The organism is Clostridium sp. DSM 17811 (genome assembly GCF_018861905.1).
Classification (GTDB): Bacteria; Bacillota; Clostridia; order Clostridiales; family Clostridiaceae; genus Clostridium_AD; species Clostridium_AD frigoriphilum.
Window position 1 is genome coordinate 92,154 of the sequence record NZ_JAHLDU010000008.1, and the last position, 25,887, is coordinate 118,040.

Annotated in this window: 23 protein-coding genes; 10 read left to right on the forward strand and 13 right to left on the reverse strand. The window is 30.6% G+C overall.

Features of this window, described 5'->3' with window-relative positions:
• Positions 1 to 56: 56 nt before the first annotated feature.
• From KPL44_RS11955 to mgrA, 3 genes are all read right to left on the reverse strand, one after another.
• A complete protein-coding gene (locus KPL44_RS11955) occupies positions 57 to 1,082 on the reverse strand; it encodes an aldo/keto reductase (protein ID WP_216250370.1) in 1,026 nt (341 codons plus the stop codon).
• Positions 1,083 to 1,293: 211 nt separating this feature from the next.
• Positions 1,294 to 1,491 carry a cold shock domain-containing protein gene (locus KPL44_RS11960; RefSeq protein ID WP_071611355.1) on the reverse strand — a complete coding sequence of 66 codons (198 nt, stop codon included), beginning with the start codon at positions 1,489 to 1,491 and terminating at the stop codon, positions 1,294 to 1,296.
• A 278-nt stretch (positions 1,492 to 1,769) separates the two neighbouring features.
• Complete coding sequence (mgrA, locus tag KPL44_RS11965; RefSeq protein WP_216250373.1) at positions 1,770 to 2,765, reverse strand: L-glyceraldehyde 3-phosphate reductase; 996 nt, start codon at positions 2,763 to 2,765, stop codon at positions 1,770 to 1,772.
• 297 nt (positions 2,766 to 3,062) lie between these two features.
• Here mgrA and KPL44_RS11970 point away from each other — a divergent pair, with 297 nt between their 5' ends.
• Positions 3,063 to 3,761, forward strand: coding sequence for a cell wall hydrolase (locus KPL44_RS11970; protein ID WP_216250376.1), 699 nt, complete (start codon positions 3,063 to 3,065; stop codon positions 3,759 to 3,761).
• 58 nt (positions 3,762 to 3,819) lie between these two features.
• Here the strand turns inward: KPL44_RS11970 and KPL44_RS11975 are convergent, their stop codons facing one another.
• The 4 genes from KPL44_RS11975 to KPL44_RS11990 all read right to left on the reverse strand — a co-directional run bounded on the left by KPL44_RS11975 (position 3,820) and on the right by KPL44_RS11990 (position 5,848).
• On the reverse strand, positions 3,820 to 4,464 hold the full coding sequence (locus KPL44_RS11975; RefSeq protein ID WP_216250379.1) for a YidC/Oxa1 family membrane protein insertase: 645 nt from the start codon (positions 4,462 to 4,464) through the stop codon (positions 3,820 to 3,822).
• 26 nt (positions 4,465 to 4,490) lie between these two features.
• Positions 4,491 to 4,736, reverse strand: a complete 246-nt coding sequence (locus KPL44_RS11980; protein WP_216250381.1) for a hypothetical protein — start codon at positions 4,734 to 4,736, stop codon at positions 4,491 to 4,493.
• Positions 4,737 to 4,819: 83 nt separating this feature from the next.
• Positions 4,820 to 5,524: a DUF1048 domain-containing protein gene (locus tag KPL44_RS11985; protein WP_216250385.1), complete on the reverse strand. Its 705-nt coding sequence runs from the start codon at positions 5,522 to 5,524 to the stop codon at positions 4,820 to 4,822.
• Between the two features lie 3 nt (positions 5,525 to 5,527).
• On the reverse strand, positions 5,528 to 5,848 hold the full coding sequence (locus KPL44_RS11990) for a PadR family transcriptional regulator (protein WP_216250389.1): 321 nt from the start codon (positions 5,846 to 5,848) through the stop codon (positions 5,528 to 5,530).
• 255 nt (positions 5,849 to 6,103) lie between these two features.
• On the opposite strand from KPL44_RS11990, the gene KPL44_RS11995 reads away from it, so the two are divergent.
• Both KPL44_RS11995 and KPL44_RS25795 read left to right on the forward strand, forming a co-directional pair.
• On the forward strand, positions 6,104 to 6,493 hold the full coding sequence (locus tag KPL44_RS11995) for a hypothetical protein (protein WP_216250392.1): 390 nt from the start codon (positions 6,104 to 6,106) through the stop codon (positions 6,491 to 6,493).
• Positions 6,494 to 6,537: 44 nt separating this feature from the next.
• A complete protein-coding gene (locus KPL44_RS25795; RefSeq protein ID WP_301182963.1) occupies positions 6,538 to 6,663 on the forward strand; it encodes a hypothetical protein in 126 nt (41 codons plus the stop codon).
• 87 nt (positions 6,664 to 6,750) lie between these two features.
• Here the strand turns inward: KPL44_RS25795 and pyk are convergent, their stop codons facing one another.
• Together pyk and KPL44_RS12005 are read right to left on the reverse strand one after the other, a co-directional pair.
• Positions 6,751 to 8,172 carry a pyruvate kinase gene (pyk, locus tag KPL44_RS12000; protein ID WP_216250395.1) on the reverse strand — a complete coding sequence of 474 codons (1,422 nt, stop codon included), beginning with the start codon at positions 8,170 to 8,172 and terminating at the stop codon, positions 6,751 to 6,753.
• A 140-nt stretch (positions 8,173 to 8,312) separates the two neighbouring features.
• Positions 8,313 to 8,951, reverse strand: coding sequence for a TetR/AcrR family transcriptional regulator (locus tag KPL44_RS12005; RefSeq protein WP_216250397.1), 639 nt, complete (start codon positions 8,949 to 8,951; stop codon positions 8,313 to 8,315).
• 345 nt (positions 8,952 to 9,296) lie between these two features.
• On the opposite strand from KPL44_RS12005, the gene ftsH reads away from it, so the two are divergent.
• The 3 genes from ftsH to KPL44_RS12020 all read left to right on the forward strand — a co-directional run bounded on the left by ftsH (position 9,297) and on the right by KPL44_RS12020 (position 15,444).
• Positions 9,297 to 11,096 carry an ATP-dependent zinc metalloprotease FtsH gene (ftsH, locus tag KPL44_RS12010; protein ID WP_216250400.1) on the forward strand — a complete coding sequence of 600 codons (1,800 nt, stop codon included), beginning with the start codon at positions 9,297 to 9,299 and terminating at the stop codon, positions 11,094 to 11,096.
• A 149-nt stretch (positions 11,097 to 11,245) separates the two neighbouring features.
• Positions 11,246 to 12,637 carry an aldehyde dehydrogenase gene (locus KPL44_RS12015; RefSeq protein ID WP_216250402.1) on the forward strand — a complete coding sequence of 464 codons (1,392 nt, stop codon included), beginning with the start codon at positions 11,246 to 11,248 and terminating at the stop codon, positions 12,635 to 12,637.
• 80 nt (positions 12,638 to 12,717) lie between these two features.
• Entirely contained in the window at positions 12,718 to 15,444 is a 2,727-nt protein-coding gene (locus tag KPL44_RS12020) for a UPF0182 family protein (RefSeq protein WP_216250404.1), read from the forward strand.
• A 107-nt stretch (positions 15,445 to 15,551) separates the two neighbouring features.
• Here KPL44_RS12020 and KPL44_RS12025 read toward each other — a convergent pair whose 3' ends face one another.
• Together KPL44_RS12025 and KPL44_RS12030 are read right to left on the reverse strand one after the other, a co-directional pair.
• Positions 15,552 to 16,931, reverse strand: coding sequence for an MATE family efflux transporter (locus KPL44_RS12025; RefSeq protein WP_216250407.1), 1,380 nt, complete (start codon positions 16,929 to 16,931; stop codon positions 15,552 to 15,554).
• Positions 16,932 to 16,972: 41 nt separating this feature from the next.
• Positions 16,973 to 17,422 carry a MarR family winged helix-turn-helix transcriptional regulator gene (locus KPL44_RS12030; RefSeq protein ID WP_216250409.1) on the reverse strand — a complete coding sequence of 150 codons (450 nt, stop codon included), beginning with the start codon at positions 17,420 to 17,422 and terminating at the stop codon, positions 16,973 to 16,975.
• 234 nt (positions 17,423 to 17,656) lie between these two features.
• On the opposite strand from KPL44_RS12030, the gene KPL44_RS12035 reads away from it, so the two are divergent.
• A complete protein-coding gene (locus tag KPL44_RS12035) occupies positions 17,657 to 19,066 on the forward strand; it encodes a L,D-transpeptidase family protein (RefSeq protein ID WP_216250412.1) in 1,410 nt (469 codons plus the stop codon).
• A gap of 87 nt (positions 19,067 to 19,153) precedes the next feature.
• Here KPL44_RS12035 and KPL44_RS12040 read toward each other — a convergent pair whose 3' ends face one another.
• Together KPL44_RS12040 and KPL44_RS12045 are read right to left on the reverse strand one after the other, a co-directional pair.
• Positions 19,154 to 20,062, reverse strand: coding sequence for an AEC family transporter (locus KPL44_RS12040; RefSeq protein ID WP_216250420.1), 909 nt, complete (start codon positions 20,060 to 20,062; stop codon positions 19,154 to 19,156).
• Between the two features lie 28 nt (positions 20,063 to 20,090).
• The gene (locus KPL44_RS12045) at positions 20,091 to 20,951 is read right to left on the reverse strand and encodes a mechanosensitive ion channel family protein (protein ID WP_331702076.1); all 861 of its coding nucleotides are present in this window, start codon (positions 20,949 to 20,951) and stop codon (positions 20,091 to 20,093) included.
• A gap of 214 nt (positions 20,952 to 21,165) precedes the next feature.
• On the opposite strand from KPL44_RS12045, the gene KPL44_RS12050 reads away from it, so the two are divergent.
• The 3 genes from KPL44_RS12050 (at position 21,166) to KPL44_RS12060 (ending at position 25,572) form a co-directional block, all read left to right on the forward strand.
• The gene (locus KPL44_RS12050; protein WP_407935004.1) at positions 21,166 to 22,446 is read left to right on the forward strand and encodes a serine hydrolase; all 1,281 of its coding nucleotides are present in this window, start codon (positions 21,166 to 21,168) and stop codon (positions 22,444 to 22,446) included.
• Between the two features lie 21 nt (positions 22,447 to 22,467).
• Complete coding sequence (locus KPL44_RS12055) at positions 22,468 to 23,184, forward strand: hypothetical protein (protein ID WP_216250423.1); 717 nt, start codon at positions 22,468 to 22,470, stop codon at positions 23,182 to 23,184.
• Positions 23,185 to 23,577: 393 nt separating this feature from the next.
• Positions 23,578 to 25,572, forward strand: a complete 1,995-nt coding sequence (locus tag KPL44_RS12060) for a methyl-accepting chemotaxis protein (RefSeq protein WP_216250424.1) — start codon at positions 23,578 to 23,580, stop codon at positions 25,570 to 25,572.
• Positions 25,573 to 25,887 lie beyond the last annotated feature (315 nt).

The following is a 25,887-nucleotide window of genomic DNA, read 5'->3' on the forward strand; positions in this document are numbered from 1 at the left end:
TCCTGTCCATTTTATAAAATGGACGGGAGGCTGTTTTTTATTTATAGTTTTTTAAACTAAACATTTTTATTCTTAGCATAAAATTCAGAGTAGTTTTTAAGTTCTCTTTTTAAAAGATTTGGAGTATCAAGCTTATAAGGACAGTGGTTTTTACAGTGTCCACAGTTTATGCAATTATTTATAAGTTCCATCTTTTCTTTAAAGCTATCCTCTAAAAATCCTTGATATGGAGCTCTTTTAAGAAGAAGTGATATTCGAGCAGAAGTAGGAATTTCAATTCCGGCAGGACATGGAAGGCAATAACCACAACCACGACAGAAATCGCCTGAAAGCTCACTACGATCCTTATTAATAATTGACCACATGATATCATCTAATAATGGTGGATTTTTCTCAAGGGTTATAAATTCATCTAACTCAGTTTCTCTTTGTATTCCCCATATTGGTACAACATTATCAAATTGACGTAGAAAAGCAAAGGCTGAGGATGCATCAGTTATTAGACCTCCTGAGAGAGCCTTCATTGCAATTAGCCCGATATTTCTTTTTTTACATTCTTTTATTAACAACAAATCATCGTCTGAAGATAAAGAACATAAAGGAAATTGTATAGTGTCATATAGTCCTGAAGCTGCTGCATCCATTGCGTTTTTCAATTTATGATTTGTAATTCCTATAAAACGAATAAGGCCCCTTTTCTTAGCCTCCAAAAGTCCTGCATAGAGACCTTCTGGGTCTTTCGGATCAGGAAGTACATCAGGGTTATGTAATTGATATATATCTATATAATCTGTTTTTAAATTTTTTAGACTTGTCTGCAAATGTTCAAGTAAAGTTTTTCTATCTTTAGCGTGGGTTTTAGTTGCAATTATAATATTTTCTCTAACATCTGCTAGGGAATAACCTATTTTTTCTTCACTATCAGAATATGCTCTTGCTGTATCAAAGAAGTTTATTCCATTATCATATGCTTTTCGTAGAATATTCTTTGCTTCATCAAAAGACACCCGCTGAACTGGTAATGCTCCAAAGCTACTTCTAGTAACCATTAAATTTGTTCTTCCGAGTTTTATTTTATCCATTTATACACCTCCATAAATTTGTATATAAAAACTTTTATATATAAGGATTCAATATTATTCTATTAAATCCTTTTTAAATTAATATAAAGTGTTTTTTATAAATGTAATCTAAAAAAGTCACACGCTAGTGATATAATACCACAGCATATGACTTTTGCAAAAAGCAAAAAGACCAGTAAATAGTTTCCTATTTACTGGTCTAATATTACTACTAAAGAACAGTAATATTTTCTGCTTGTGGGCCTTTAGGTCCTTTAACTATGTCAAAAGAAACTTTTTGACCTTCATCAAGTGATTTGTAACCATCTGAATTTATTTGAGAGAAATGTGCGAAAACATCTACTCCGTCTTCTCCTGTAATAAAACCAAATCCTTTTTCACCATTAAACCATTTAACTGTACCATTCATATAATGTATACCTCCGAAATTTTATTTCTTAAACTACTTGAAATAACAAACCAATAAAATTTTGATAACAAAATACTATATTTTAAAAATTATATTTGAAATATATCTGCGCTTCATTATTCACTATTCATTTAAGTACTCCTTAATACTACCACAGGTTATTACAAAAAGCAAGTTATATTGCATATTAATCTAAGCAAGTGCTTAAAGCTTATGAATTAAGCGTTAAGATTTGTACAAATAGAAGTCTGTGAATTTAATCCATTTTAAAAAAATAACTATTTGTTTGCTAATATTTGTTCTATACGTTCTAGTTCACCTGCACTAAAGTCTAAATTATTTAGTGCACCTACGTTATCTTCGATTTGACTTACCTTACTTGCACCTATTAGTGCAGAGGTAACATGTCCACCCCTTAATACCCAAGCTAAGGCTAGTTGAGGTAAAGTTTGCGAACGTTCCATTGCCAAAACATTTAATTTAGAAACTTTTTCTAATTGTTCTTTTGTAATATCTTCAGAATGTAAGAAAGCTGAGTTGCCAGCAGCTCTTGAATCTTTAGGAATTCCTTTTAAATATTTTGTAGTCAGTAAACCTTGGTGTAGAGGTTTAAAGGCTATAGAGCCGATACCTTCCTGCTCTAGAACATCTTGAAGACCATCCTCTATCCATCTGTTAAACATTGAATAAGAGGGCTGGTGAATTAAACAAGGGGTGCCTAAATTTTTTAGTATAGCAGAAGCCATTTTGGTTTCAGCTGGTTTATAGTTGGATAAGCCTACATAAAGAGCTTTACCTTGTTTTACTATTAAATCTAAAGCAGACATAGTTTCTTCTAAAGGGGTATTAGGATCAGGTCTATGATGATAAAAGATATCCACATAATCGAGTCCAGTTCGTTTTAGACTTTGGTCAAGACTTGAGACTAAATATTTTTTTGAACCCCAATCACCATAAGGACCGGGCCACATGGTATAACCTGCCTTCGTAGAGATAACAAGTTCATCTCTATAACCTGAAAGATCTTGTTTTAAGATTTTGCCGAAGGTCTCCTCTGCAGAGCCAGGAGGAGGACCATAGTTATTTGCAAGGTCGAAATGTGTAATTCCAAGGTCAAAAGCCTTATGAATTAGAGCTCTTGAGTTTTCAAAGGAATCTGAATAACCAAAATTATGCCATAAACCAAGAGATATTGCAGAGAGTTTTAAACCGCTATTACCGCATTTATTATATTTCATTGTTAAGTATTTTTTGCTATTAGATACATATGACATTTTATCACCTTCTTATATTAATATTATCATATATGATAGATATGTAAACCATTTAACTCAAATTAAGTATGTTGTCATGTTCTTATAAAATTAATACTATAACGTATATTATATATAAAGTTTACAAAAATTAGAAAGTAAATTATATTAGCATACCATCTTTATATTATTATGGTATAATATGACGATATTTAGAATAAAACAGCGAAATTTAATTTTGCAGTAAAATTATATAAATTTATATGCCTATACCATAATTAGCAAATTAAACTGGAAGGCATTAGGAGGACACTTAAAATGAATAAATTTAAAAGTATTAGATCTATTTTCTTAGCATCAGCATTAACAATTGGTTTTGCAACAATTACATCACAAAATGTACTTGCAACTTCACTAACAACTAAAACATATATTGTGAAAAGTGGGGATTGTTTATCTGTGATAGCGAAAAAATGTGGACAATCATTAAATGATTTAAGGAAAACTAATAATAAATGGAATGATACTATTTTCCCAGGACAAATTATTAAGGTTCCAGTAACAACTAGTTCTACTACATCGCAAGTTAAATTAAAGGCTCAAGATAAAACGGTAGCTAAGGCAGACCGTATAGCAATAAAATATACAGAAAGTGATTTGAACTTATTATCCAGACTAATAACTGCAGAGGCACAAGGAGAATCTTATAGTGCTCAAGTTGCTGTAGGGGCAGTAGTTGTAAATAGAGTTAAGAGTGGATATTTTCCAAATTCAATCAGTGCTGTTATAAATGAACGCACAAAAGGAGGTTATCAATTTACACCAGTATTAAATGGTAATATCAATAGACCGGCACAGGCAAGCGCGCTTAAGGCTGCGAGTGAAGCTCTTAGCGGGGCCGATCCAACAAATAATGCATTGTTTTTTTATGATGGCAGTGTTCCTAAAGGACTAACTGAACCACAACCAATATCTAAAGTAATAGGTAATTTGACATTTGTTTACTTATTAAAATAATGTTTATATCAAAAAATTAAAATTAAGGGCTAGAACATAATTGTTCAGCCCTTAATTTTTAGTTCCTAATTTTTGAATTTCTTATATATAGTCTAAAAATAAGCTCTTCTAGAAAGTTGAACACACTTGTGGTGATTAGGTATATTCCAACTGCGATTGGAGCTGCTTTAGCAACAAACAAACCAGCTACTGCCATTATTATTATATTACTCTTGCTAAGTGTTGCCTGACCTTCAATTTTAAGTAAGGTTACATATGAAAGCAGACTTGGTGTTAGCGATATAAGCACATATATTAGTGGAACTATAAAATAACTGTCTGAGACCTTAATACTAGATACCCATGGTATAAGAAATGTACTAGCGCTCACGGGAAGCTTATTAAATACACTCCACAGGGTCATTATTATAGGCAGTTGTAACAACGTCACTAAGCAACCCAGCATACTTTTTGCACTCTCTGCAGATTGTTTTTTAACTTCGACGTCAAGTCTGTATTTGTTATCCTTGTATTTTTCCTTTATTTCTTGCATTTTTATACCAAATTTTTGCTGCTGGTGCATGGATTTTTTTTGTTTGAAAGACATTGGAGAAAGTACTAATCTTACACTTATGGTAAGAAAAACTATTGCCAGGCCCCAATCCCCAGTAAAATTAAAAATTGAATCTAATAAACTACTTAAAAAATTAAAAATGATGTTCATATTTATCCTCCCTCGAATAATTTTGGCTAAAACATCATTTCAATTTTTAATCGTTCTACATATATCCATATAACATATTTTTCATAAATAATATAATCTTCCGGAAGTACTTTTTTTATAAATCCAAGCCACTGAATTAAAACACTTCTTGTTATATTTTCTTTGGTTTTATTTTTGAAATTTTTATAGGTATATAAAGTATATGATAGTATGCCAGTAAAACATATCACTAAAAACATTAATTGCATTAAATTTATTAAGTCATAATTCAACGTGCATACCTCCTCATATACTAGTTTTGGATAATATAACATATATTAGTAACATTGTTGAATTTTAAAAATTTAGACAGATATCATCGACGTTTATTATACATTCTTTTATAAATTTCAATAAATCCAATTATTAAAAGTATTAGTAGTATATATGGAGTAGCTGAATGTAGAGTTATTGTATAACTAAAAACTTTAGTAGATAGAGTCTCTCCAAGAATAAATCTTATTAATAAAATAGCAAATATCACAAAAATAAAACCATTAAAGCCAGGTTCAGTAATTCCACTATTTATTGCGTAATATTTTTTATTCCAAAAATTTAATGATGGACTTTCTTGACTACTTTTTCGTGTTGCCGGAATTAAAATAAATGAAATAGCACTTATTGTTATAAGCATATCTACAGTTATGCCTAGGGTAAATGAAGAATTTTTTAATCCAATCACTATCCACAAAAAAACTGAACTTGTTATCGAGTAAAATAGACCTTTTTGTATATAATCTAATAATCTGTAGTTTTTGCTTTTGTCACTACTATATTCTTCAATAATTGATTTACAAAATTCATGATAGTCATTCCCAATAATTAATTCCATTGGCTTTTTTTCTATTTGTGCTTGTAACATCATATCTACGACCTGTTGAAGAATTTCTTCCTTTTCAGTTCCGCCCAATTCGCTCTTCTGTATATATGAAGTTATGCTTCTATATAAATATAAGTTACTCCCATTTAAATTTTTTTGCTCTTTAAATCTAAGCTTTTTAAGTCTCCATTCGAGCATCATTAACTATCCCTCCAATACATTATCAATGTTATTCTTAATTTTATCCCAAGATGATATGAAATCTTCTAATTCCGTAGTTCCTTCTTTAGTTAGATAATAATATTTTCTCATTGGTCCGAAAGGGGACTTAATCATATTAGAGTAAAGTAGCTTTTTCTTTTCCAGTCTTATAAGAATGGGATAGACGCTACCTTCAGAAACTTCTTGAAATCCATACACTGTTAGTTTTTCGCATATTTCATAACCATAAGTTTCATGGGTACTTACAATTTTTAAAATACATCCTTCGAGTAAACCTTTCAATATTTGCGTTGAATTAGCCAAATAATCACCTACTTTGTATTACTTAATAGCATAGAAAAAATATACACCCACTACTCTATATTGTCAAGTAGGCGTGTATATAATTTCTGAACTCTTATTTATTTTTAATTCTTTGTGAAATAAGTTAAATTAAAACATCCATATCCATAAGGGTATAGGTGTTTATTTTTATGTGTAGGAATGTTGATTAAAAATATTGAAGTATTTTTGCTACAATGGTAAAATATATAACAAAAACAATCGGGGGAGAAGTCAATGAATTATATTTATGGTTTTATAATTGTGGTTTTTGTTTGTATAGTATTGCTTAAACATAAAAAACATGATAATAAAATGATTAAAATGGAATATACGATATTAATGACGGATACATTTGTTAAGAGTGATGCACAAATTCTAAGGCCTATCTATACAATAGCATCTAATGAAAATGGTAATAGAAGTGAAGCAGTATTTTGTAAGGTATTAGATGGAGATGGTGAGTTAGATATTAAGAATGCTCAGGATGAGATGATTTCAATTATAAAGTGTGCAATAAAAGATAAGTCATTTATTGAAGGTCTAATACATATTGAGAACATATCAGAAGAAGAAAAAATTGCTGCAGATAATATTGAAAAAGAGATAAACATAATGGTGAAATAACATCAAAGGGTGGGACTATTACTTTAAAACAAGCATAAATAAGCATGGAGAAAATATTGAAAGAAAGTATAGCGAGAAAATTGTTCATTGACACTATTGTTAATAAGGATTGCTTATTAACATACGATGAAGGAATAACAATTAAGAAATTGGAAGACTTAGTGAGATAAAAGTTATAAATGTAAGTATATTTCCATAAACAAAGCCAACCTAGGTATTAATCTAGATTGGCTTTTTATATTATTAGGGAATTAAAATCACTCGCCTACTGTTTCAACTTTTAGTATATTCGTTGTTCCAACTTTTCCGACTGGTCCTCCAGCGGTTATTACAATAATATCTCCATTTTTAACTAACTTAATATCTAAAGCTGTTTTAACACCAATTTCAAACATTTCTTCAACGTTTGTTGCAGCTTTAACTAGTAATGGAGTCACCCCCCAAGAAATAGCTAACTGCCTTTGAACCCTTGGATTCCATGTAGTTGCTATTATGGGACAAGATGCCCTAAATCTAGAGATCATTCTAGCAGTTTGTCCAGATTGGGTTGCACAAATTATTGATACTGCATTTAACTGTAGGGCAATTGTGCAAGTTGCATAACTTATAGCATTTGTGATATTTTCCATTGTATCAAATTTCATTGCAGCTAGTTTACTGCCATAATCTATAGACTCATCTGCCATTTGAGCTATTCTTACCATGGTTTTTACACTTTCAATGGGGTACTTACCCATGGCACTTTCGCCAGAAAGCATAATTGCACTAGTTCCATCGTAAACGGCATTTGCAACATCACTAGATTCTGCTCTAGTTGGTCTTGGATTTACAATCATTGAATCTAGCATTTGAGTTGCAGTTATTACTGGTTTACCATAGTTATAGCATTTCTTGATTATCATTTTTTGAACAAGAGGAACTTCTTCTGTAGGTATTTCTACGCCTAGATCGCCTCTAGCTACCATAATTCCATCAGAAACCGCTAGTATTTCATCAAAATTCTTTACGCCTTCTCTATTTTCAATTTTTGAAATTATCCTTATATCTTGTCCACCATATTCCTTTAATATTTTTCTAACTTCGTTTACGTCTGTTGCTTTTCGTACAAAAGAACAAGCAATAAAATCAAATTCATTTTCTATAGCAAATTTAATATCTTCAATGTCCTGATTTGTTATTGCAGGCAAATGGGTATCTGTCTCGGGAATATTGACTCCTTTGTTATTACTTATGTCACCGCCATTTAATATTATGCAATGTATGTCTTTGTCTACAACCTTTTGTACTTCTATGGCTACAAGTCCATCATTTATTAATATCTTAGTTCCGACTTTAACATCTTTATATAACTCTTTGTGGGAAATAGTTGATCTTTCATCTGTTCCTAAAATATCCTCATTTACAAGTATGAAGATATTATTCTCTTTTAATGTTACTTTGCCCATTTTAAACTTACCTAATCTAATTTCAGGCCCTTTGGTATCAAGCAATAATGGAACTGGAATATTTAATTTTTTTCTAACTTTTTTTACTCTATCAACTCTAACTTTTTGCTCAGCGTGAGTGCCATGAGAAAAATTTAATCTTGCTACATCCATACCTCCGAGTATTAATTCTTCTAATAAAATATCATCGTCTACAGCGGGGCCTAAAGTACATATTATTTTTGTCATTCTCATTGTTTATTATCTCCTCTCATTTGTGTTTAAGTATGTATTCATTAAGAAAAGTTATATATTTCTTTTTAATAATAATACATGTAAAACCAAATTTGGTAAAGAACTTAAATCGTTTTGTAATGAATATTTTAGGAAGGTTTTTAATTTCTATTCAGTGATATAAGTGGAATTATTAAATCATCAACAATATGTTCTACATATTTCATTTCAATTGGTTTTCCTGTGGATATAAGTTGATAACATAATAATGCTGGCCCTACATCGGCGAGAAGTTTCAATTGGTGTTCATCTATTTTTTTATTTAGGCTACATGCTATGGCCTCACGAAATATATATGTTTGGTTTGTTATGCAATCTAGGTGAATAGCTTCGGATAATGATTTATCCCTGCTTATTGCTGTTGAGATGGAGAGCATTACCTTTTGCCTAACCTCGTCGTCTACCCCGAAATATGTGCTAAGTAATTCACATAAATAATTTCTCAAATTATCACCACAGCGGGTAGGATCAACCTTCTGCACGCAGGGCATGATAAATGTTATAGCTTCTGCAATAAGATATGGTTTAGACTTCCATCTGCGGTATAAGGTAGCTTTTCCTGCATGGGCGCGTAGGGCTATAGCGTCCATGGTTACAGAATCGTATCCTTGCTCTGCTACTAGTTCTAAGGCTGCTCTAAGAATAGCGAGATCACGTAGCTTATCAATAGGCCTTCCAAGTTTTACTGGAATTTTTTCTTTGATATTTTCAACAAAATCGGATTTGTTTATTATATCCATATTTTTGTCACCCCGTTCTCGATTTTCTATAAATATAACACAATGGAAATTTTATATCAACATAACTGAACAAAGTAGTTTTGAAACTGTTGTGTTTTGATAATAGCTATGATATACTCTCATTTATAAACATAGTATATGGAGGGGTGGAAAGGGTAAAATAATGAGATAAGTAAAAAAAATTAAAAAAAATTAAACTTTATTATGAAGTTATGGCAATTAAGGATATAATGTAGAAGGTATTATGAAATCAATAGAATTTTTTATATGATTAAGTATACAATAAGTTAAGGACTAAGAACATAAGAGGTTAAGTAATATATTGAGAAAGAGAGGTGTTCTCTGATGAAAAAAAGATCAGGTATTGCTGCATGGACTATAGTTTTTGTTCTTGTTGCAGTATTTATGCTTTCTAAAACAGATCAGAAATCAACTATTATTAATTTTAATCAATTTCAAAGTAATTGGACAAATAATACTATAAAAAGTTTTGTGGTTGAAACAGATCAAATGTCGGTTTCGGGAACATTAAAAAATGGATCTACATATAAAACAATTGTTCCATCTGCCAGACTATTTCAATTTATTAAAGATCACCCAAAGAGTGCAAGCGTTGAAGAAACATACGTAAAACCACCAACTATTCCAGTGTGGTTACAGTACTTGCCTAATGTATTATTGATTTTAATGCTTGTAGGTTTTGGATTTATATTTATGAAACAGTCAAAAGGCGCCGGTGGAAGCGGTGGTGTGATGAAATTTGGCAAAAGTAAAGCGAAACTTGCCGATCCTAATAAGAAAAAAGTAAGTTTTGATGATGTTGCAGGAGCAGATGAAGAGAAAGCTGAGCTTGCGGAGATAGTTGATTTCTTAAAACAACCTAAAAGATATATGGAAATGGGAGCTCGAATACCAAAGGGAGTCTTATTAATAGGACCTCCAGGAACTGGTAAAACACTCCTTGCAAGAGCAATATCTGGAGAAGCTGGAGTTCCATTTTTTAGTATCTCAGGTTCTGATTTTGTAGAAATGTTTGTCGGTGTTGGAGCGTCTAGAGTCAGAGATTTATTTGAACAGGCAAAAAAGAATTCACCTTGTATAATTTTTATAGATGAAATTGATGCTGTGGGAAGACAAAGGGGTGCAGGTGTTGGTGGTGGAAATGATGAAAGAGAACAGACATTAAACCAACTTCTAGTTGAGATGGATGGATTTGGAGAAAATGAAGGAATAATAATGATCGCAGCTACCAATAGAGCAGATGTACTTGATCCAGCACTACTAAGACCAGGTAGATTTGATAGACAAATTCTTGTTGGGGTACCTGATAGAAAAGGTAGAGAGGCAATACTCGCAGTTCATTCTAAAAATAAGCATCTTGAACCTGAAGTTAAGCTTAGTGTACTTGCTAAAAGAACACCTGGATTTACAGGTGCAGATATTGAAAACTTAATGAATGAATCAGCACTTTTAACTGTGCGAAGAGATAAAAAGCTAATTGGAATGGAAGAACTTGAAGAAGCGGCTACAAGAATAATGGCTGGACCTGAAAAGAAGAGTAGAGTTGTTAGTGAAGTTGATAGAAAACTTACAGCATACCATGAAGCAGGCCATGCAATTGTCATGAATTTACTTCCAAATTCTGATCCTGTTCATCAGATAAGTATAGTTCCAAGAGGAAGGGCTGGTGGATATACTATGCGTCTTCCAGAAGAAGATAGATCATATATGTCTAGGTCAAGACTTGAAGAAGAAATTGTGGGGTTACTCGGTGGTAGAGTTGCAGAAAAACTAGTTATTGGTGATATAAGTACTGGTGCTAGTAATGATATCGAAAGAGCCACAGGAATCGCAAGACAAATGGTAATGGACTATGGAATGAGTGACACTCTTGGGACAATAGCATTTGGTTCAGGTAGTGATGAAGTATTCCTTGGAAGAGATATGGGCAAAGATAGAAAATACAGCGAAGAAACAGCATACAAAATAGATATAGAAATAAAGAAACTTATAGATGTTGCATATACAAAAGCGTTGACGCTTTTAACTGATAATAGAAGCAAACTTAACGCAGTTGCAGAAGAACTTCTAATAAAAGAAAAGCTTGAAGGTGTTGAATTTCAAGAGATATTTGCAAGAAGTTAATTAATTTATATTTAATTTGATTATAAAAAGTAAATCAAAGAAATAAAAAGAACTTAGTTCTTTTTATTTCTTTTTTTTGACTAGAATTGTGTTATAAGGAGTATAGACTTATAATTACAATAAGTTAATAATCAAATGGGGGCTTTAATATGGATAAAATTAATAAAGAAATAGTAGAAAGTATTCTTAATGAGCATAATAAGTTTTTTATTTCAGGAGAAACAAGGAATATAGAATATAGAATAGCTGCACTTAAGAAGCTTAAAAGTGTAATAAAAAAGTATGAGAAAGAGATAATAAATGCATTGTATAGGGATTTAGGAAAAAGTGAATTTGAAGCTTATGGTACCGAGATTGGTTTCATTTTGGATAGTATAGGTAATTTTACAAAACATTTAAAGAAGTGGGCTAAGACTAAAAGGGTGAGGACGCCTATACATCAGTTTCCATCTAAGGGGTATATTATGTATGAACCCTATGGAACAGTGCTTATTATAGGACCATTTAATTATCCTTTTCAGCTTTTAATTGAACCATTAGTAGGGGCTATAGCTGCTGGAAATTGTGCTGTTTTAAAACCATCTGAAAATACACCTACTGTTTCAGGTTTAGTAAAAAAAATAATTGAAGAAATTTTTGAAAAAAACTATATACGAGTTATTGAAGGGGAAAAAGAAACTACTTCTGCCCTTATTAATTCAGCATTTGATTACATATTCTTTACAGGGAGTGTACAGGTTGGGAGAATAGTGATGAGGGCAGCTGCGGAAAATCTCATACCTATAACACTTGAACTAGGTGGGAAAAGTCCAGTAATAGTAGATAAAACTGCTAATTTAGAAATAGCAGCTAAGAGAATATTATGGGGTAAACTTATAAATTCAGGACAAACTTGTATAGCTCCAGATTATATATTTGTGCACAAAGATATAAAAGAAAATTTTATAGAAAAATTAAAAAGCACAGCTATAAGTTTTTATGGTGAGGATGCTTCTAAAAGTATTGATTACGGCAGAATTGTGAGCAGTAGTCAGTTTGAAAGATTAGCTTCAATAATCGAGAAAGATAAGAATAAAATTATTTATGGTGGACATTCAAATGCAGGTACTTTGTACATTGAACCAACAATTATTGATAATGTGGACTTTCAGGATGCAGTTATGCAAGATGAGATATTTGGGCCAATTATGCCAATACTAGAATATGAGAATTTAGAAGAAGTTATTGAAATGATAAATAATAGACCAAAGCCATTAGCGTTATATGTTTTCACAGAAGATAAAAAAGTGGAAACCTCTGTTTTAAGTAGAATTTCTTTTGGAGGAGGGTGCGTGAATGATACTATATCTCACGTTGCAGGTTCAAATATGCCTTTTGGTGGAGTTGGAAATTCTGGAATGGGTGCGTATCATGGAAGAGATAGTTTTGAAACCTTCTCTCATAGAAAAAGTATACTAAAGAAAAGTACTTCTATAGATATAAAACTTATTTTCCCTCCTTATGGAAATAGAATAAAACTTATAAAAAAAATATTAAAATAATGTAGATTGGATAGATATAAGATATAATGTACATAGGATATATTAAAATACGTAAAAAAAAATAAATAAGAGGTGATTTTATGAGTAAGAAAAAAAAGTTTATTCTATCTTTTATAATTATAATTATTTTGGTATGCTTATTTTTTGTAGGGAATATAGCGCAAGTAATTATTAATATTGAGTGGTTTAATGCAATGGGTTACCTTTCAGTATACTTTACAAAAATACTCACGGTGTTAAAGCTTATGGTACCTGTTTTTATACTTAGTTATATTGGTATATTATTATACTATAAGGGTATAAAAAAGAGTATTGCACATATGAAAAAAGTAGTAGAGGTAAATACAAAAAGGGATATTATTGAAAATAAGATTTTTATAGCAAGTAATTTATTTGTTTCACTCCTATTTTCTTTTGCATTCTCATCCACATATTGGTATATGCTTCTTCAATTTATAAATGCAGTTAGTTTTAATGTGAAAGATCCTATTTTTAATTTGGATGTGTCTTTTTATATTTTTAAACTCCCTTTAATTCAATCATTATATAGTTTTATAATGACATTATTGGTACTTTTAATTATTATAAAAGTAATGGTATTCTTTGTATTTAAAACAAAAAATACATTTAACGCAGGTAAAACAGCAAATCCTTTCGATGATATTAAATCAACATTTAAGGAACTTAGTGTATTTGCAGGAAAACAAATTGCAATAATAGCTTCACTCATAGCATTTTTTCTTTCACTTGGATATTTATTAAATTCATTTAATTTAGTGTATAGCCCTAGTGGAGTTGCATACGGTGCAAGCTATACAGATATTCATGTAACACTACTATTTTATAAAATACTGATTGTGACTTGCATTGTTGCTGCAGTTGTAATATTTATAAATGTTTTAAAATCAAAGGTTAAGCCCATAATAATTTCAGCTGCCGCCATAGTTTTGATAAGTTTTGTACAAGTAATATCAGCAGTTGTAGTTCAAAGCAGTATTGTAAAACCAAATCAAAAGGAACTTGAAAAACCATATATTCAAAATAATATTGATTTTACAAAGAAAGCATTTAATATAGAAAATATTACTACAACACCTTTTAATATAAAAAATGATTTGAAACAAGAGGATATTTCAAGTAATAAGAAGACAATAGATAACATTAAATTAAATTCATCTACACAGGCACTTGAATTTTATAACCAAGTTCAAATATTAAGGTATTATTATAGTTTTACCGATATAGATGTAGATAGATATAAAATAAACAATAAATATAGTCAAGTGCTGGTTGCTGCAAGGGAGATAGATTCAAAAGCATTAGAGCCAATTACTTGGCAGAATACTCATATGATTTACACACATGGATATGGTGTTGTAATGAGTAAGGTAAATGCTGTTACGACAGAGGGGCAACCTGATTTTGTAATAAAGGATATGCCAATAGCAAACAGTACAGATATCAAACTAACTAATCCGAGAATTTATTTTGGAGAAAAAACAAATGACTATGCATTAGTAAATACTAAGGTAAGCGAGTTTGATTATCCTCAAGGTGGAGCCGACAAAATAACAAATTATGTTGGAGAAGCTGGAATTAAAATGAATTTAGGTAATAAACTTTTGTTTGCAATAAATAAGGGAGAGTTAAACTTTTTACTATCAAGGGATATTAAGAGTACAAGTAAAATCCTTATTAACAGAAATATAGTTGAAAGGGCAAAGAGTATAGCTCCATTTTTAACTTATGACAAAGATCCATATGTTGTTGTAAGTGGTGGAAAAATATACTATATAATTGACGCATACACAACATCATCTAAATATCCCTACTCACAACCACAAAATGGGGTAAACTATATTAGAAATTCAGTTAAGGTTGTAATTGATGCTTATGATGGAAGTACAAATTTTTATATATCAGATTCAACTGATCCAATTGTACAAACTTATGCAAAAACATTCCCGAAACTGTTTAAGGATATGTCGAAGGTTCCAGCTGACATTAAAGCACATTTTAGGTATCCATCTGATATATTTAGCATTCAAAGTGCAGTACTCAGTAAATACCATGTAACTGATGCTGGAGTGTTTTATAATGGGGAAGATTTTTGGGATGTTTCCAAGAATGCAACTGCTGTAGGTGCGGATGTTAAAACAACTATTCCGCCATACCTTGTAGAAAAATTACCAGGAATGGATAGTGAAGAGATGATACTTCAACAATATTTTAATGTAAAGGGAAAGTATAATATGACAGCAATTTTAGGGGCTAGAATGGATGAAGAAAATTATGGTAAACTGTTTCTAAATAAATTTCCGGCATCGGAGACAACGGTTTACAGTCCGTTCCAATTTAAGCAAAGGATAAGTCAGGATACTACGATTTCAGCGCAGCTTTCTTTATGGAATACAGGAGGATCTCAAGTACAATATGGAGACACTGTTATTTTGCCAATAAAGAATTCGTTACTTTATATTGAACCTGTCTATTTAAGAGCTAGTGGAAAAAACAGTATTCCTGAAATGAAAAAAATAATAATTTCATACGACAGCAAGTTACTGATGGTCGATAATATTGAAAGTGGACTAGAACAAATATTTAATTATAAGGCACCAAATGCAGTAGTTAAAACTGAAACAGGGTCTAAGACGACTGTTCCATTAACCCAAACTGAGACTAAATTAATTAAGCAGGCAAATGATTTATATACTAAAGCACTTGATGCTCAAAAAAGTTTGGATTGGGCAAAGTATGGAGAATATATTAAGCAACTTGGTACTTTGTTAAAACAACTAAATAAATAGTAAATTAAAAACAGATGCTAAATTGCATCTGTTTTTTTTATTATATCTAAAATTTCAAGTGAGGTAAGTGGTCAATATGGGAAACTAGTTTAGGAAGCTTAAATTATTCATATAACATTTTCATTGATTCTCTCTAAACTTAGCTCATGCTTATTCATGCTCTTTATCTCTGACACTATTATTATAATTGTTATTATAAAAGCGATAAAGTCAGATGCTGGACCAGCCATCCAAATTCCGTCTAATTTAAAGAAATGTGGCATCAAAAGTATTAATGGAAAAAGTACTATAATTTGCCTTAAAAGACTTAAAAAAATAGAAATCTTAGCTTTTCCTACTGCCTGAAAATAATTTGTAAATACAACTTGTGAACCTATTAAAGGAAGCATTATAAGAAATATTCTTATTCCTCTAGAACCAAGATCTATAAGCTCTTTATCAGTGTTATTAAATATACTTATGATTTGAACTGAGAAAAGCTGAACAATCACAAATCCTACAACAGACATAAGGGTAGCTATAATAGCTGCATATTTTAAGGCTAATTTAACCCTCTTGTAACTTTTAGCACCATAGTTATAACCTATAATTGGTTGTGCTCCTTGATTCAAGCCAAAAATTGGCATCATAATCAACATATTTATGCTATTTATTAATGAAAAAGCACCTATTGCTAAATCACCACCATATTTTTTTAAGCTCTTATTAAATGTTACAGTAATAAGACCAGCAGCCATTTGCATAGCAAATGGAGACATTCCTATTTCTAATATTTCTTTCACAATTTTCATTTGCAACTTCATATTTTTTCTTCTTAATTTTAAAACGCTTTTTCCTCGTAAAAAGTATAAAAGAACCCAAATAGAACACACAGCTTGAGAAATTATAGTAGCTAGTGCTGAACCAACTACTCCCATATGAAGACCGAAAATAAATAGAGGATTTAATATAAAATTCAGTATAGCACCGATAAGCATTGTAACCATTGCCATAAGTGCATTACCTTCTGAACGTATAAATGGATTCATACCAAAACCTAAATTTTGAAGTATAACCCCTAGTAATATTATGAATCCGAATTGTTTAGCATAAGGCATTGTATCTGGGCTAGCACCCAAAAGTACTAGTATTGGTTCTAGAAATATAAGGCCTATAATACTTACGACTATAGACATTATAACTACAAGTACAAATGCATTTCCAAGTATCTTTTCTGCATCTTCTTTTTTATTTTCTCCCAGTTTAATAGAAACTACAGCAGCTCCACCTATTCCAACAAGCATTCCAAAGGCCATTATAACATTTGTAATCGGAAAGGTTATAGCAACTCCTGATAGAGCGAGTGGGTCAGGAACACCCCTACCAATAAAAATTCTATCTACCACACTGTACAAAGCATTTACAAGCATTCCTATTATTGCAGGAATCGAAAATTTCCAAAGAAGGGATCCAACCTTCTCAGTCGCTAATTCATTTGAATTATCCATATAAAATACCACCTTTTAATTAATATTCTTTAGTTTCCTAACTATTTTAAAGTACTTTTTATATCATTTTTGCATATGTTTTTATGCATTTTCTTTGTCCAAGCTATAAAGATTTTTATCTCATCGCAAGTGAAACCCTCGGATATTGTTTTCTCTATTTCATTGATGATGTCGTGACATAGTTTTTCTAGTTTAGCACCTTCGAGAGTTAGGTATATTCTATTAACTCTTGAATCTATTTCATCGTGCTTTCTAACTATAAAACCTTTATTTGCAAGGGTATCTAGAATTCCAGAAACTGAAGCTGGTGTTAATCCTAGGTTTTCTTGAAGCTGCTTTTGAGTCTTTCCATCTTCGCCCCAGAGTTTTTGAAGTACTGCTACTTGTGAAGAGGTAAGATCATATTTTTGTAATTTATTATCATGAAATTTATTTAAAAGTCTTACTGACTTTGTTAACCAATAGCCAAGCCACATTTCCTCATTACCCATAATTATATTTAGCCTCCTAAATGTTCCAAATGATATATTAGCATAAGAGTAAAGATAAATCAACTTATGTTTAATAAATAGATTAAATCAGCTTGCCTTGCCCCATTATTTGTAGCCATAAAATATTAATAATAATTGGTTTAAATTGGTTGGTTATTACATAAACTGAAATGTAGATTTAAAAAGGTCAATCATAAATTTTAAATTATTTTGTTATTTAAAGGGGCGGATATCATGGAAACAGAAGTAGAAAAATCAACATTAGGATTAATAAAAAAGCATAAGAAAATTGTTGTGGGTATTATAATTTCTATTTTAACTTTGCTTGTTATATATTTTGGAATGGTAATATTTTTTATGAATCATTTTTATTTTGGTTCTGTAATAAACTGCATTAATGTTTCATGTGAAAGTGTGGAGGATGTAAATAAACAAATGACAACTGAGATTAACACATATAGGATAAATATAAATGAAAGAGGCGGTAAAAGTGAACAAATTAAAGCAGGCGAAATTGGGTTAAAGTATAATTCAGATGGTAAATTTAATGAACTAAAAGATAGACAGAATCCTTATAAATGGATTTCAGCATTCTTTAACATAGAAGATTCTAAAATGATTGAAGGAGTTAAATATGATAAGAATCTATTAAAGAAGCGATTGGATAAGCTCTCTTGTTTTGATAGCAATAATATAATTGAACCTAAAAATCCAAGCATTAAGTATACAGAAAATGGTTATGTAATTATATGTGAAGTAAGTGGTAATAAGGTTAATAAAGATATTTTATATGATAATGTGGCAGGCGCAATACTTAAGGAGAAAACTATAATAAATCTTGAGTCAATCAATTGTTATGTTAAGCCATTATATACTTTAAATTCTCCAAAAGTTATCGAAGCTAAAAATAAACTTAATAAATATGCATTTTCAAAAATTACATATACATTTGGGGGAAGTAAGGAAGTTTTAGATGGTTCTGAAATAAATAAGTGGCTTACAGTTGATAAGGGGTTTGAAGTAACATTTAATGAAAAAGAAGTAAAGAAATATATAGATGTACTTTCTCAAAATTACAGTACAATTGGCAATAACAGAAATTTTGTTACATCATCAGGAAACACAATAAAAATCGGCGGAGGTGATTATGGATGGTCTATTAATAGTGTTAAAGAAACGCAAGCTTTGATTTCAATAATAAAAGAAGGGAAAACTATATCAAAAGAGCCCACATATATTCAAACTGCTTTAGCTCATGGCAAAAATGATATTGGCGATACCTATGTAGAAATAGATCTGAAAGCTCAGCACTTATGGTTTTATAAAAATGGGTCTCTGATAGTTCAAGGTGATATTGTTACAGGTAACATAAGTTCTAATTATGGAACTCCCGATGGTATTTATAAGTTAAAATATAAAGAGAAAAATGCTATTCTTATAGGTCAAGGGTATGCTTCCCCTGTTACTTTTTGGATGCCATTTAACGGAGGTATAGGAATTCATGATGCAAGTTGGCGAAGTGTGTTTGGAGGAAAGATATATAAGTCAAATGGGTCCCATGGTTGCATAAATTCGCCGTATTATTTAGCAAAAGCGATATTTGACAACATTGAGGCAGGTAGCCCAGTTGTCTGTTATAGTTAGTAGGAAAAATTAAATCATAAAATAGGACCGCAATATATATTGCGATCTAGATTATAACTTGGTAATATAGTAGGTAATTTCTGTATACTAAACAAAAGCAATAATCGCCCACATGAGTATAAAGCTTATTATAATTGTCAAGTTATTGACAGTTCCTACAAACCTAGTATCATAGTCAAACTCTACTGAGTAAGGAATAACTGTAAAACTTATTGGTAATATAAGACCGATTAACATAGTTTTTTTGAACATTGGATCTAGGGGAACTAAATTATAAATAAGTATACCTACTCCAAATCCAATTATATATCTTAAAGCAATTATCTTGGCCATGTTTTTCAAATATGTCTTCTTAAAGGAAAAGCTTAGGTATAATCCAAGTGCCAATAATGCGAGAGGCATATTTGCTTTGGATAGAATTCCTGTAATTTGTATAATAGGCTTCGGAATGCTAAGGCCTAAAAGATTAATCGCTAAAGTAATAATATATGTAAGAAAAGGTATTGAGTGCATCGTCTTCGCGAAAATATTTTTGTAGCTCACTTCACCTTTACTACTTGAATAAATGCTTGCAATTATATAACAAACAGCGAAAACAATGAAGGAATTACCCATATCAAACATACCAAAGTATTTGAGCCCTGACCTTCCCCATATTGACTCTACTATAGGATAGGCGAAAAGACCAACATTGAAGGAAGGGACTAGCATTGTTAACATTCCTTTTTCTCGCCTTGATTCTCCTTTGAATACAATGAGGGCCACTACTGCCATAAGTAATCCAAATATAAAACTAATTACAGGGACAAGCAATAGGCTTTTGTCTATAGTCATTGTACTAAAAACATTTATTACAATGGAGGGAAGAGTGACATTAAAAATTAGTCTGGAAATAACTTCTCCATCGCTTTCCTTTAAAATATTTACTTTCTTTAGAAAATATCCGAGTAAAATAATACTTAATGACATAACAAACTGTGAGTTAATAGTGTTCATTTATTGTCTCCTTGTGTATATAGTCTAATCATAATAATTCGATGTCTTCATGTTTAGCAAATTCATCTAGAATATCTTCAACTAAGGCATGTTGCAAGTTTCTAAAATTTCTTGCCTTGCAAATAAGCCTTAAGTTTAAACAAACACTTCCGGATTCCATGGAAGTATAGACTGTGTGTGAAAGATTTTCGTAATAAATAGGAAGAGTTTTTGATGCTATGCTTAGCGAATCTTTTGCTTCTTGCTCTATATCTCCTACTTTATCATCAGCAATAGACATTAATATATTTTTAGCTTCTCTCCAATTACTTGTAAGTGTAAGGCTTATTTTAAGCTCATTCCAAGTAAAAGGGAATGCGTTAGTTTCATTTATAAGGTCTTCAGTGAGTATTTGTATATTTGGTATATGAGTAATTCTTCCAGTACTTTGTCCGTATGTTCTATTGTCATTTTCCATGACCTCAATAATAGTAGTATAAAACCAATCTATAGCTACGACGTCACCAAGACTTTCTCCAATCTTTATTCTATCACCAAGTTTAAAGGGCTTATGAGTATTAATTATAAGCCATCCCAAAAAACTTGCTACAAGATCACGAAAGGCAAAGGCAAGTCCAGCAGAGAATATCCCTAAAAATGTAAATATATCCTTAGACTCATACATCCATATTGGTATAATAGTTACAGCTGTTAAGATATTTACGGCGAGGGTAGACGTTTTTTTATATTTTATTGTATTAAGTGAATCAAAGTTTGATTTATTAATAAATGAACATATGCTTTTCTTTAACAAATGAAATATCATTATTATAAATATTGTTATTATGATTTTTATCAATACACCGACGTCTTCAAATTTTAAACCTAGATCTAACAAAAATTTAATCACTTATTTTATACCCCTTTATATACTATTTAAACTATATGTATTAGCATATAGTTTAAATAGTATATAGTAAAATTGAACATATGTCAATGACAGTATTTTAAAAATGTGGTATAATATTAGCTTATACGCTAAAATATTGTCTTGTAAAATGATATACAACAAATTGTTTTTTATAATAAATTTGTAATAAATAAAAGTAATGGAGAGATGAAAGTTGAAAAACAAAAGATTTTTAATTCTGATTGTATTATTTCTAGTATCTTCTATGAGTTTAAATGTTTTTGCTGCGACTGATGTTACGACTGTTAGTGCGAGCACTACAAATGTACCAACAATATATGGGAAAGCAGCTATCACTGTTGATGTTGCAACTGGTGAGATAATTTATGCGAAAGATGTGGACAAGCAAATGTACCCAGCAAGCATGACAAAGTTAATAACTGCACTACTTCTCGCTGAGAACAGGGTAAAAACTGATAAAATAAAATACACGCAAAGTGCAAAAGTTCAGCCAGCGGATTCATTAAATGTTAATCTTCATTCAATTGGACTTAATGAGACCATGACAAGTGCAGATGTAATGGATGGTTTGTTATTATTTTCAGCAAATGACACTGCATATATGATTGCAGACAATATTTCTGGGAATTCTACAAACTTTATGAAAATGATGAATGATAAGGCAGCTAAATTACAGATGACTAAAACTCATTTTGTAACTCCTAACGGTCTTCATGATCCAGATCATTATACTACACCTTATGATATGAGCATATTGGCTAGATCTGCATTTTTAAATCCTTGGGTAAAAGAGTCAATGAATAAAAAGCAAAGTACTTTATCAACATCAAAAGGTACAACATTTAAAATTGAGAACAGCAATAAACTTCTTGGTGTTAATGGTTGTATTGGTGGGAAAACGGGGTATACTTCAAAGGCAGGCAGATGTCTTGTAGCTTTTTATGAAAGAAATGGTAGAAAAATTATGGGCGTTGTTATGGGATCAGTTATGGATGCAAGTGATACTTACGTCTTCAGTGATATGGAAAAAATTATTAACTATAGCTATAATTTGAAAAGGACGGTATTACACGCAAACAATTCTGTTGTGAAAACAGAAATATTAAAATACAAACCGCTTAAATTTTTTGGCCCAGAAAAAACTGCTAGTGTACCACTAGTAGTTAAAGAGGATGTTAGTTATTACAAGAATGATGCAAATGAAAAAGATTTGAAGGAAAATATAAACTTATCTGATATCACTGTTTCTAGTCTTAAAGGAAATGAGAGCATTGGAACCTTGAGATTAACGCAAAAGGGAAAAGTAAAAACTTATAAGCTTTATTCAGCAGTTTTTAGCGGAGCTTTAACAAAGAATGATATGCCTGTATATCTTATGGCGGCGGGAATATTAGCTTTAGTTTTAGTAGGAATAGCGCTTATAATAAGAACAAATAATTTAAAGAAAAGAAAAAGAAGGAGAAGAAAATATTAATAATATTTTAGGAGGATAAGGATGAAGAAATTGGGTTGGCGTTTTAAATTTTCCGTATTATTGATATTTTTATCAATAGTATTATATTCTTTTCACTATTTTCTTTTTAGAGACACACATCTTATTTTGTTGTATTTTCTAGGTGATTTAGCATTTATACCTATTCAAGTTTTATTAGTATCCTTAGTTATTGATAGAGTTATTAAGCAAAGAGAAACGGAAGCCTTAATAGAAAAGCTAAATTTAATAATAGGCGTGTTTTTTAATGAAGTTGGAACTAGCACGTTAAAATACTTTACGGCGATTGATTCAAGAGTTAAGGAGATTGCAAATTTTCTTATAGTTGATCCAACTTGGGAAGAGAGAGATTTCAAAAAAGCATTAGAAAAATGTAAAAATTATGACTATGAAATTGAATTCTACAAAGTTGACTTAGAAGAAATGAATAAATTCCTTTTAAGTAAAAGAGGGTTTTTATTGAGATTATTAGAAAATCCAAATCTATTGGAGCATGAAACTTTTACTCATTTATTAACGGCAGTTTTTCATTTGCAAGATGAGTTATCTTCAAGAAATTTATCAGAACTACGCGAGGATGAAAAAGAACATATAAAAAATGATATAAAAAGGGTATACCGAGCAAGTGTAAGCCAATGGGTTATGTATATTAAGCATTTGAAAAATGCTTTTCCGTACTTATTTGTTACAGCAATGTCAAATAATCCTTTTGATAATTGAGGTATACACACTAACAATTTTATATAAAGAAAGAACTGTTGAAATTTCAGCAGTTCTTTTTTTTATATCAAATTTATAGAACAAGATTAACTTTATTAAATCTATAGGTATTATGTCACCAAGACTTAATGCAAACGTAATTAGTTCCCAAGTATAATTAACTGTGTATTTTATATAGTTAAATGTTAACTACTATATTGTTTTGAAAAATGAGGTAAAGGTAAAAGAATGTTATACGATATATAAATAGAGTATTATAATATTTAATGGTGAATTTAATACAAAGAACAAGGAAAAAAGATTAGTTTGACGAACAACTTAGTTTAGTAAGTTATTTTAGCGAATTAAAGAAGTTTTTAAATTTTCAATTAATTATGAGGGGGAAAGATATATATGAAAAGCATAAAATCAAAAATAACATTATTAACGTGTTTAGTCTGTGTTTTAAGTTTACTAATATCATCTGCAATTACTTGCTTTATATCTTATAATTCAATAATGAATGAAACTAAGAGCAAAATATCTATATATGCAGAGAAGGAAGCAGAAACTATTAATGGTTGGCTTGATGGTCAAGGAAAAATAATTAATGGGGTTGGTAATTATATAGAAAGTATGGATACTGTAGATAATAAAAAAATAATGAAATACTTTCAAAAGGAGTTAAAGAGTAATCCGTATGCTTCAGATATATATTTAGGATTTGCAAACAAAAAAATTCTTGTTGGAAGTGGTTGGGTTGCACCAGCAGATTTTGATTCTACTCAAAGAGTTTGGTACAAAAGCGCTATTGAAAAAAATGGATTAATTTATTCCACACCATTTTTAGATGGTAAGACAAAAGAAATGATGATATCAGTAGCTAAACCTGTAATAAGAAATGGTAAAACAATCGGAGTTGTAGGTTGTGATGTTAAAATAGGAGCAATTACCAAAATGCTTGATAAAGCAAAGCCTATGGAAAATAGTTATGCTTTTCTAATAGATGATAGTAATAATTTTATTATTCATCCTAATAAAGAGTTTAAACCTACAGATAAAGGGCTTCAAAATGTTGATAAGGTTATGAATGGACAATATTCTAAAGCTTTAAGTAGCAACTTTGTTAGCATAAAAGATTATGATGGTAAAGATAAATATTTTGTAACATCTAAAATAAACGTAAGCAACTGGAAAGTTGGTTTTTCAGTACCTGTAGATGTTATGATGAAGCCAATTAAAACATTAGTATCAACTTTTTTATTTGTATTACTTGTTTTGTTAATAGTTACTATTATAGTCTCTATATATTTCGGAAAGAAGATAGGAGATCCAATATTGTCTTTATCAAAAATGATGGATAAATTAGCTAAATTTGATTTAACTTATGATAACAAGTATGATTCATTATTAAAACATAAAGATGAAGTAGGACAGCTTGCTAATTCAGTTTTTATAATGCAAAAGGAACTTACTGGATTGATTACAGGTATATTAGCTAATTCACAAGGGATGAGTGTATCTAGTGAAGAACTTTCGGCTATGGTAATCGAGCTTAAAGTAAAAGCAGAAAATATTGAAGAGGCAGTAAATAATATAACAAATGATGTACAGGAAACAAGCGCATCAACAGAAGAAATAAGTGCTTCCATACAAGAAGTGGACTCAAGCATTAATATATTATCAAGTAAAGCCATGGAAGGAAGTAATAATGCAAGTAAATCTAAAGACCGGGCTATAGAGGTTCAGAAAAAAGGAGAATTATCTATTGACGAAACAACAACGATATATTATGAAAAGAAAAAGAATGGAGTAAAAGCAATTGAGGATGGTAAGGTAGTAGGAGAGATAAAGGTAATGGCTGACATCATTGCAAGTATATCAGAACAAACTAATTTGCTTGCACTTAATGCTGCTATAGAGGCAGCAAGGGCTGGAGAACAGGGAAAAGGATTTGCAGTAGTAGCTGATGAAGTAAGGAAGCTTGCAGAGGAATCTTCACAAGCAGTAGCTAGTATACAAGAAACGATTCTAAAGGTTCAGAAAGCATTTGAAAACCTTTCTGGCAATAGCAAAGATATATTAGATTTTATAAATGATAATGTACACCCTCAGTTCAAAATTATGAAGAAGATGGGCGAACAGTATTATAATGATTCAGAATTTGTAACCAGTATGTCTGATGAAATAGCTTCTATGTCGGAAGAACTTACAGCTACAATAAATCAGGTAAATGAGGCGGTACAAAATACAGCACAAACAGCGCAAAGATCATCTGAAAGTGCAGAAACAATAAAAGATAGTATGGAGGAAACAACAAAAGCTGTAGAACGAGTGGCAGTAACAGCACAAAATCAAGCAAAACATGCTGAAGAACTTAAAGAAATGATACAAAAATTTAAAATTTAATTATCTTTTATGTTCCCTCAGACTATGTCCTGAGGGAACTTTTTAATTGATTTTTTTTAAAAGGTGATTTATAATTTAAGCCTATGGATACTGAGACTACAGTTAAGATTAAAGACCAAACTAGAAAAAATATGGTGAAAAATTATTAAAATATCTAATTGTATATATAAAAAGAACTGTTTATATTTAAACAGTTCTTTTAAAGATTTATATTAAATTTATATTAATTAAAGGGGGACTCTAATTAAAAAATTAATTACTATCTATGATATATATAATAACAATTATATGTGTCATTATAGTGACACTATTAAG